Source organism: Haloarcula sp. Atlit-7R, assembly GCF_003666065.1.
GTDB classification, from domain to species: domain Archaea; phylum Halobacteriota; class Halobacteria; order Halobacteriales; family Haloarculaceae; genus Haloarcula; species Haloarcula taiwanensis.
In genome coordinates this window covers 46,481-56,071 of sequence record NZ_QXIK01000016.1, presented here as the reverse complement: position 1 = coordinate 56,071, position 9,591 = coordinate 46,481, and the positions used below count along the sequence as shown (strand labels likewise).

The following is a 9,591-nucleotide window of genomic DNA, read 5'->3' as shown; positions in this document are numbered from 1 at the left end:
AGAGACGAGTTTCAGCGGTATGTCGAGGACTGTCTGCTCTCTGCGTAGCCTTTCACAGTTGCGTTTCGCTACGCGATTACTGCCACCGTCAACCGTCATGCCGCCACCGGGCATTGACTGGTAGTTCCCTTCGGGTTTTATCACCAGTCAGACGACTTTTTGGGGTATCGTGGCCAGTCTATCGCGTGGTTGCGAGTTGTGATTCTCAACGCAGTGTATTTCGACGGATCGCACAGCAGTCATACGCTGAATGGCCAGCGTATGATTCGACGCCACTCTATGACCGAAGTTCTCTCGCCGGCCTGGAAGAAGACATCCGAACCGTTGCCTCCACATGGTTCGACCATGAGGACCACCACTCCGTCGATGAGTTCGTATCTCACTACCCAGTAGCGTATGTCGAGTTTGGGCAACATGACCGGTATTCGGGAGCTACCCGATACGAGATGGCCCAACTGTTCCGACTGTTTCTGCTCAAAGAACTTCACGGCTGGACCCACGAAACGGCACTCCTCACGTACCTCACGCACAGACCAGAACTCTGTGAGCAACTAGGCATAGAGACGGTCCCAGACCAGTCGACGCTGTGGCGCAGCTGGCATAATCGGTTCACCGCCGAACTTCGTGAAACAGTCGAGGCAGCCGCTCGGACGATTCTCATCAAAGCCCAGAACGCGGGCGTTGCTGTCCCACGCGAGCCAGAACGTCAGCTTCCATTTCACAGCGATGAACAAGAGGAATCAGATCCAGACAATCAAGCACTCCTTGACGAAGCGGCATCGGTTACGGACCACATCGGCCACGTCGTTTTCCCGGCATTCTCACTGAATCGCGACGATAACTGTGAGATCCACGAGAACGCCTACTGGGACTTACAAACATATCTCGGACTTCGGGAACGGTTGGCTGCTAACGAAGGAGCCCGGAGTTTTGTCTACGAATCAACCCGGGATCGAACGCCGTTGGGCCACGCCCATCGCGAGCACATCCGCGACCTGTCGATTGAACAGATTCGGGAGATGTACCGACGAGCCGTAAATCGATTACTGGGTGAAGTGGCAGAGACTGAGGAATTCTTTCGAGCAGGGATTGTTGCTATCGATATTACTGAATCAGACCCGTTCACAGGCGACAGAACCGGGCACGAAGACGAGATTATTGGGACCAAGGAGAAGACCGATGAGTACGCCTATCAGTGGGCGACGGTCCAATTAGTCGGCAATGCCGTCCCAATCGTGTTAGACGCACGTCCGGTTCGGAAAGGCGAGACTCGCAAAGAGATAGTCGAGGACCTGCTCAACTCTGCCGAGAAGTTGGTTCACGTCGATAATGTGCTGATGGATCGGGAGTTCGACAGTCAGCATATTCTAGAGCTGCTCAGCCAGCGTGGACTGTCGTATGTCGTCCCGAAACGGATGCAGACCAGTGAGAAAGCCCAAGCCAAGCGATTGCTCCAGCGGGGTCAAGACCGATACGAGACTGATCGGAAACTCCATCTTGGGAAGAACGAGTGGCACGAGACGACGCTGATCTACCGTCGGCAAGAAGACTCTGAGCACGACGACCACCGGCAATACTCGGTATTCATGACAAACACCAGCAGCGCCTATCTTACCGAGTATGGGTATCGCTGGGAGATCGAGAGTGGCTACAGGTCGATTAAGCAATTCATGGCCGCAACGACATCAAAGAATTTCGGGTTACGGTTCTTTTATTTCGCGTGTCTACTGTACTCGATTTGGCGAGCAGTCGATTTACTGGTACAGGTCGAATTGAGTGGTGAATACGAGCATTCGCCCATCGTAACAGCCGACAATACGCTGACGCTGTTGAAGAAGGAAACGGGAATCGGATAGTGTGGGGGCTCTACCCGTGGTAGCGCGGCGTCTAAGTGGCAACGCTGTCGGAAGCCGTCGAAATTCGCGCATGTGGTTGAAATTTCAATAGGAATAGCCGTTTGGAGAGCAATCTGAGCCAGTTCCCGATCACTGAAACAGCCGAAACCACGCATCATAGGCCCGCTAAACCCGCTGTAGTCTCAACTTCCCGAAAGCCCAGAAGTTGAGACCGGTGCGCTCAATGTATATTGATCGTGCCGTGGCAGAGCGACAGGCAGTCTTCAGGCGAGTTTGACAGCTGTGCCGTAGGCGATCACTTCCGACGCACCCTGGGTAACCTCGGACGTTTCCATCCGGACGTTCACGACGGCGTCCGCTCCCATCTCGATTGCGTCCGCTTTCATCCGCTCGATCGCCTGATCCCGGGCATCAGAGAGCAACGTCGAGTAGGCCTTGAGCTCACCACCGGCGAGGTTGCGAATCCCTTGGGTAATGTCGCGTCCCACATTCCGTGCACGGACGGTGTTACCTCGGGCGATACCGAGCACCTCCACGATCTCGTGGCCAGGGACCGTCTCGGTCGTGACGGTGGCGACAAGTGACTGCTCTACATCTGTCAAAACGGCTTCTGAGGACATATCTACCGCTAAGAAGGGGGCAGAAGTGATAAACCAGTAGTGACCCATTCGTTCACGTAGCGCGGATACGGCTTCGATAGAGGCGGGAAGGTCGCTATCCGAACCACTGGCCACGCAACTATATTGCGTCACCCGACGTGCCACTAGTATGAATACACGACCTCGCTCTGGTTGCGAACCCACTGCCACTGATACCACGGAGGTTTCCGAGCAATCTGCTGGCTCGGTCGACGGCGGTATTCGACCTGCCAGGGTGTCTCGGTTCGGAGACCTCTACGACGACGCCATCAGCGTACTCCTCGAGTTCCCCGTTACCGACCGGTGGATCGAGACCAGAGCAGGCCGAACGCACGTCCTGACTGCTGGGGATGCAACTGCACCGCCGGTAGTGGTGTTCCAGGGCGGCAACAATTTATGCAGTACTACAACTGTCACAGACCGCATCAGGCCCTCGATGGAAAGACGCCGGTCGAGGAGGTGCAGAACTAGCCAGTACCGTGATGAATATTCATCGGGCGATTGCGACCGGACGACCTCTCTCGCCTCAACGGATTGAACCCGGTGAACGAGACTCCTGCGTTACGGCCTCGTATCTCTCTTTCTGCGGTCAGCTCCGGTCTCAGGTCATCACGGGGGCCGACTCCTCGTCCACGCCGTCTTCGGCCGAACTGATTCGGCGGCCGTAGACGAGCAGCCAGAGGATCAGCAACAGCTCACCCCCGAACGTGAACACAGCGAGTTCGAAGGTGTAGCCAGCGAACAGCACCCGTCCGAAACTATCCACCACGTAGCCGATGCCAGCGAGAGCGAGGAGCAGTCCTAATACCTTCGGCACGTAGCCCGAGGGGTACGACTGGACAGCCGCAGACTTGTACAGCAGATAACCGACCAACACCAGATGGAGGCCGACCAGAATCAGTGCGCCATCCCAGATGTTGTAGAACGCCTCGATGCTAAGCAGTGCTTGCGTGGACTGTTGCTCCGTGGTGAATCCAGTCCCGGTCACACCCAGAATCTGCGGGACACTCATGAGCTGACTGATCGCGACGACGAAGATGCCAGCAAAGACGGCTCTGAGCCACCCAGAGAGGAGTGCGATGCCAGCGTGTACCGGTTTGAATGCAGTATACAACGCCCACGCGACAATCAAGTCGAGTACGGCGACCGCGAAGAGGCTCGCGATGCCGAGTCGGAACGTGCCTTCGGAACCCAAGATAGCGGTCGCCGTTCCGGTCGTATCCCCCGGCGTGACGAGCCCGTCCAACACCACGAAATTAGCGAACACAGCGAGGGGGGTCATCAGTAGGAGGGCGAGTCCAGCGATCACGCTCGCTCGCCCGACGGACGTCTCGGTTGTGGACGGTCGATGATACTCGACGCTCCGCTCCTGATCTGGGGTAACAGCTGCTCCAGCCATTCGTCTCTAGAGGTGTCGAACCAGCATAAAGCTGCTTTAGAGCGTCCGAGAACGTCCGCTACCCGAAAAGAACCCACGTCACGAGCGGTGTGAACGGCTCCCCTCGAACTGTAGGCGGTGGTACGATACAGCCCGGCCGGACGTTGCCGTACCGAACAGCTGAGAGCGGGGGACACCCCTCGGGTTCCGGTGTCGGCCGGAACCGGTGGAACGCTTAGCATCATCTACGTCGTAACGGAGCGGATGGACTCACGGTCTGTCCAAACGAGTTGCTGACTTGTGGTGAACTGAATACTGACTTTGTCGGAAGTCATCAGACATTCAATATATCGATATCCTGTGATTACTATCATTCAATCGAGCGACTAGCTATCACGAATGCTTATGTCGATTGCGTGCCTATTTACCTAGCAGTCCTTACAGACGTTCCCCATTGACCGGTCGGCGAAGTTTTTCACCCCGCCATCCGGTACTCGGTATCGATCAGTCAGGATTTCACGAGGTACACCTGATGGCAGAAACAATCACAACGACATCGAATTCGGACGAGGACGGGATGAGCGCGGTCGTGTATTCGAAATATGGGGGTCCCGACGTTCTCGAATTCAAGTCGATCGGCAAGCCAGTGATCGAGGATGATGAGGTGCTGGTACGAGTTCACGCAGCTGGCGTGGATCGGGGAGTCTGGCATCTCATGATGGGCCTGCCGTACCCGATACGTCTCGTAGGCTACGGGATCCGCGCGCCCAAGAATCCTGTCCTAGGCATGGATGTCGCAGGAGTCGTGGAGGCGGTCGGCAAGAATGTAACCAGATTCCAGTCTGGCGATGAAGTGTTCGGAATCGGTACGGGTTCGTACGCCGACTACGCACGCGCACATGAAGACAAGCTCGCACACAAGCCGGCGAACCTCAGCTTCAAGCAAGCGGCGGCAGTCGCCATCTCCGGCTTGACCGCCTTGCAAGGCCTGCGCGACCACGGACGGATCGAACCGGGGCAGAAAGTGTTAATCATCGGCGCGTCGGGCGGCGTGGGCACATTTGCCGTGCAGATTGCCAAGGCGTTCGACGCGCACGTCACCGGCGTGTGCAGCACCGCGAAGATGGACCTGGTCCAATCGATCGGCGCGGATCACGTTATCGATTACACTCGGGACGACTTCGCCGAGAGAAAACAGCACTATGACCTGATTCTCGACATCGGTGGGAACTCGTCGTTGGCGCGTCTCCGACGTGCCCTCGTTCCACAGGGGACCCTTGTCATCGTCGGCGGTGAATCGGGCGGGCGGTGGCTCGGAGGCGTCGATCGCCAGCTCCGAGCTCTCGTGCTATCCCCGTTCGTGAGCCAGAAGCTCGGCACATTCATCTCCTCGGAGAATCACGAAGATCTACTCGTCCTCAAGGATCTCATTGAATCCGAAAAGGTCACACCGATTATCGATAGAACGTACCCGCTCACCGAGGTTCCCGAAGCCATCCGGTATCTTGAGGACGGACATGCTAAAGGGAAAATCGTGATCACGTCAGGGTAGCAATCTGGCGCTCTCGGATTTAGTTCGGACAGCGTAAATCAGACGCACACCATCCGACATCTATCGTTCCTTCGACTGTGTCTCCGACTCGTCGTTGCAATCACCAACTACGAGCGGGGAGACGATCCCGGTTGAGAGAAGTTCAAGCTATGAGACGAGTTCTATGACACGCTCGCCGAGTAGGTAAAAGAGGCTCTGCTGCATATAGCGTGCATATCTCGCGAGAGCGTCGGACACAAAACGGTAGATGAGTGGGTTTCACAGTACTGTTTTATGTTAGTATAGCTATATTTGATGAGAGGTGAGACTCAATGAGTAAAATCATTTCCGAGCGGATGGCCGGCCAGATCGACGGGGAGTTCGTCGTGTTTCGGATCGGTATTCGCATCAACAAGTTCTGGAAGCCACATAAGTGGCTCCCGGCCGCCCTCGCCGGGTCCCGCTTGACAAAAGAGTTGGAAGAAACAGAGGAGAGCGGATTACTCGGGTACGAAGTGAGTCCCGGTATCAGGAACCACGTCATCGTTCAGTACTGGCGGTCGTTCGACCACCTCCGGGAGTACGCCCGTGACTCCGAGATGGGCCATCTGGACGCATGGCAGGACTTCAATCAGAACCGGGCTGGCGATGGCGATGTGGGAGTGTGGCACGAGACGTTTCTGGTAAGAGAGGGCGAGTACGAGGCGATCTACGTGAACATGCCTGAATACGGATTGGGCGACGCAGCTGAGTTGGTTCCGGCCTCAGGTACCGACGAGACAGCCGCAGGCCGGCTTGGTCGGACTGACGGCCGCGATGCGCCGGTAGCAGAGGACGGCACCCCGATCAGTGACGAGAACTCGTCAACAAATACAGGCCCCTTGTAGCGATCGGCTTGGGAAAACAACATTCGTGTATCTCTGAACGCTGCCTTTTGATCGTTCTGCTCGATGTAACTTGATGAGTTCTATAACACTCTCAAACAAGACAACGTATTAACATACTGGACGCCTTCAACTATCGTATGGACTCTCGCTTCTCGACGTTCGTCAATAGGTACGTGCTCATAATCTTCGTCGTGCAGATCCTGGGGTGGGTCGTGCTCGCGGCGATGATCGATCCCTCCCCTAGACCAGCCGTCGCATGGGTTCGGACGCTTCCCGAGTTCGTTCAGCTTCTGTTACTCCCGCTGGGCATCCTCTCTATTCCTGCAATCGGTATCTCCCTCGGTGTCGAGTGGGCGCTCTCACTTGTGGGAGTTTCGCCGGAATCGATCCCTGCGATTCTAAACGCTCGCGGCGACGTACTGCTGTTCGCAAGCGCATATGCTCTCGCAGTTATCGGTGCCTGGGGGATCACTCGGATCGCAGGCTCCAAGTAACGGGCCCACCCTCTCACAGGAGACTGCGGGGGCTCCTAGGCGGTGGCGCCACGTTGAGCGGCTTCTTGCTCCTCGGCACCCTCGCGGACGCCGACGACGATGAGCGCGAGGATAATCCAAAGCTCGCCGACATCAGCGAAGATGGTGAGATTTTCTACGAGCAGTTCGGGAGCGTCCGCGAACCCGTAGCTCACGAACGAAGTGAGGATGTAGCCGACACCGCCTGCGACGAGGATCCACTTGAGGATGGTGCCTCTGTGAAAGTACCCGGACTTCGCGACAGCGAACCCCATGGGGATGAGCCAGAGCCCGAAGAACAAGTCGCCCACGCTCCAGGCGAAGCCGTCGAGCGCGGCGAGCATCTGTACGGTTGCAGCCTGGTCTCCCCCAGGGGCAACGCCACCACCCACTGCGTAGTAGTGGGCGGCAGCACCGAACGCAGTACCCACGAGGATTATTACGGAGTTGACGATGCCGAACGCGGCGATGGCGAAGGCCGACGTGGGGCTTACGTCCTTGAAGAGCTTGTAGAATCCGAGGGCAGTGACCGCTTGCGCGAGGGCCACAGTCAACATCGCCACGAGACCCAGGCGCACGAGGCTGGGGTTTTCGATGTAGTTGGTGTAGGTCGCGGCGGCGTCGCCCGCCACGAAAATCTCGGCTCGAACGACGAGGAATCCCACCACGCCCGCGATGGCGAGGACGAGGTAGGCGGCGCCGGTGAGGCGCGCGGTGGTTTTTGCGTTGGCCATGTGATAGTAATCTTGCGCTGATGGGATAGTTAGAATTGCCTTATGCCTACATAATTTACTCAATAGTCGATACTGGATCGCTCGATACAGACGCCTCAATACCGTTTGCTCGGTGGTTCAGCGTTGGTCGATCGGATTGTCGAGTATCTTGAAGACTTCGTTCGCCCGGTAGAACCGGTTGCGCTCGATGCCGGTAAGCTCTTCAAGAATTCCGTTATGTTCAGGCTGTACGATCAGTCGGTTGGCCGTACTGAATTCGACAGCCAACCACTCGGCTGCCGTATTCCGGTTCGAGGTACAGATCTTCGAAAAGCCACATCACCGGTTTGAGGATGTTCTCAGACCGCTCGCTCTGGTAGCGTTGTCTATAAGCCCTCACGAAGGTCGACCAACAGGGTTGCACGCTGGTGAGCCTCATCTGCCTGCGACTGCACTCCACGCAGGAAACACAGAAGCCACTCTTTCCATTCACCGCGCTGACTTCCTGCCAGAAGATGGTCGACGGCCGCTTACCGTCGTGCGTCGAAATACGAATGCAGGTAGAGATACGGTTCGGGCAAGAAACCGTCACGTTACTGGCGGAGACCGATCGACGAGCGTAGTCACCAGTGTTCCCGCGAGTGGTGGACCGTGGACGCTGAGAGTGAGCAACCCCAGTCTGGACAGACCGTCCTCGACAATCCCGAACGTGATTGGGAACCGGGACCTCCAGGATATCGCCAGCGTGAGGGCGAAATCCGCCCAGACAGGACAGCCCCGCACGTACCGGCCCAAGGAGTTCGAGCCGCGATTAGGGTGTCATAGAAAGTTCACAAGGCGATTGTTTTTCAGGAGCGTGGGGAATGAATCGGCTGTTCACTACTCGTTGCGAATCCACCAATTAGAGATCATCCCCCCTATTCCCGATTACTCAAACCAGCCCCAATTGCGGCACCAAGTGCAACGCCGAGTGCAATCCACAGTCCGAGATTATCAGTAGCAGCACCAATAGCGACGCCAGTTGCGATCCCAATCGCCAATCCTGCCCCCATTCCTTTCCCGCTTACTCCTGATTCACTATCCTCACTCATCCATCATCGTCTGGCTGTTGCAGGTGATAAATCCACCGTCTGTACTGACCGAGACTGGGTCAGAATATATCACTTGCTGAGGATTTCGACAGAGCCGTGTACCTCTTGGAATCCTGACTCAGCGACACCAGATACTGGGGTGGCGATATGACGAGAATCGCAGTCCAATCAACTGTGTATGTCTAGGGTGTCATAGAACGGTTACCACATCAAGAAGCAGGTCGAGTCTGGCATCAATCGGTGACGCTTACGGCACCGAACGCCGTGAAACCGGTCACGACAAGGTCGATCTCTTCGTGTTCTTCTTCGTGGCGCAGGCGGTCGTCCTCTGCCGCGCCCAGTACGGGGAGGACATCCATGTGGACGTTCCACTCGCGTGGGACAGTGATATCGACCGCACCGAACAGGGCAGTCGCGTTGATACGTGCGGGCGGCGTCGCCACCTCGGTGTCCCGGAGGTCAAGTTCGACACTGCCGAACAACGCCGTCAAATCGCCACCGACGAACTCGCGGACCGTCGCCCGCCGCTCGTTCGCACCGAACAGGGCGAGCAGGTCGATCTGGGCGTTGTCCACCACAGCCGTTCGTCGGCGGAAGCGTCCCGCGACCACTGAGAGTCCGAAGACGACGAGCACGGCGGGCCAGAACGACGCCACTTCGCCTGCTGTTAGGTAATCAAGTGCCACCAGCTGCCACGCCCCCGCAGCGAGGATGATCAGCAACGGTCCCACGACGTTCCGCAAACGGCTGATGACCAACGCGTATAATCCGATGAAGACAAACAGCGAAGGCACGTAATCGAGGACGAACCGCGTGTCGAATATCTGAGTTGTGTACAACAGCAATACCGCTCCCAGGAGGGCAATGCCGCCGCCGAGGAGCGCCTGAGAGGAAACTCGTGTATATGCCATACCCAGCAGAGGCCTTCCAACAGTTTAAAGTTGTATCTTAATTTATATTTTCTAACTGCTGCTGTGCCGACCAA

The 9,591-nt window shown here is 56.8% G+C and carries 8 protein-coding genes and 1 pseudogene; 5 read left to right on the top strand and 4 right to left on the bottom strand.

Annotated elements, in window-relative coordinates:
* Window positions 1-185: 185 nt before the first annotated feature.
* Window positions 186-1,856, top strand: coding sequence for a transposase (locus D3D01_RS19965; protein ID WP_121513487.1), 1,671 nt, complete (start codon window positions 186-188; stop codon window positions 1,854-1,856).
* Between the two features lie 263 nt (window positions 1,857-2,119).
* Here the strand turns inward: D3D01_RS19965 and D3D01_RS19960 are convergent, their stop codons facing one another.
* Window positions 2,120-2,476, bottom strand: coding sequence for a YbjQ family protein (locus D3D01_RS19960; protein ID WP_121513486.1), 357 nt, complete (start codon window positions 2,474-2,476; stop codon window positions 2,120-2,122).
* 408 nt (window positions 2,477-2,884) lie between these two features.
* On the opposite strand from D3D01_RS19960, the pseudogene D3D01_RS19955 reads away from it, so the two are divergent.
* Window positions 2,885-2,965: pseudogene (locus D3D01_RS19955) on the top strand (IS6 family transposase); the annotation flags it as partial.
* Window positions 2,966-3,095: 130 nt separating this feature from the next.
* Here the strand turns inward: D3D01_RS19955 and D3D01_RS19950 are convergent.
* Window positions 3,096-3,893: a DUF4386 domain-containing protein gene (locus D3D01_RS19950; RefSeq protein ID WP_121513485.1), complete on the bottom strand. Its 798-nt coding sequence runs from the start codon at window positions 3,891-3,893 to the stop codon at window positions 3,096-3,098.
* A 511-nt stretch (window positions 3,894-4,404) separates the two neighbouring features.
* Between D3D01_RS19950 and D3D01_RS19945 the strand changes: the two genes are divergently transcribed.
* From D3D01_RS19945 to D3D01_RS19935, 3 genes are all read left to right on the top strand, one after another.
* The gene (locus D3D01_RS19945; RefSeq protein ID WP_233563517.1) at window positions 4,405-5,424 is read left to right on the top strand and encodes an NAD(P)-dependent alcohol dehydrogenase; all 1,020 of its coding nucleotides are present in this window, start codon (window positions 4,405-4,407) and stop codon (window positions 5,422-5,424) included.
* Window positions 5,425-5,735: 311 nt separating this feature from the next.
* Window positions 5,736-6,290 carry a DUF4188 domain-containing protein gene (locus D3D01_RS19940; protein ID WP_121513484.1) on the top strand — a complete coding sequence of 185 codons (555 nt, stop codon included), beginning with the start codon at window positions 5,736-5,738 and terminating at the stop codon, window positions 6,288-6,290.
* 137 nt (window positions 6,291-6,427) lie between these two features.
* On the top strand, window positions 6,428-6,784 hold the full coding sequence (locus D3D01_RS19935) for a hypothetical protein (RefSeq protein WP_121513483.1): 357 nt from the start codon (window positions 6,428-6,430) through the stop codon (window positions 6,782-6,784).
* Between the two features lie 35 nt (window positions 6,785-6,819).
* Here D3D01_RS19935 and D3D01_RS19930 read toward each other — a convergent pair whose 3' ends face one another.
* Both D3D01_RS19930 and D3D01_RS19920 read right to left on the bottom strand, forming a co-directional pair.
* Window positions 6,820-7,536: a DUF4386 domain-containing protein gene (locus D3D01_RS19930; RefSeq protein ID WP_121513482.1), complete on the bottom strand. Its 717-nt coding sequence runs from the start codon at window positions 7,534-7,536 to the stop codon at window positions 6,820-6,822.
* Between the two features lie 1,303 nt (window positions 7,537-8,839).
* Window positions 8,840-9,517 (bottom strand): LiaF domain-containing protein, encoded by a 678-nt coding sequence (locus D3D01_RS19920; protein WP_121513481.1) that lies wholly within the window; start codon window positions 9,515-9,517, stop codon window positions 8,840-8,842.
* Window positions 9,518-9,591 lie beyond the last annotated feature (74 nt).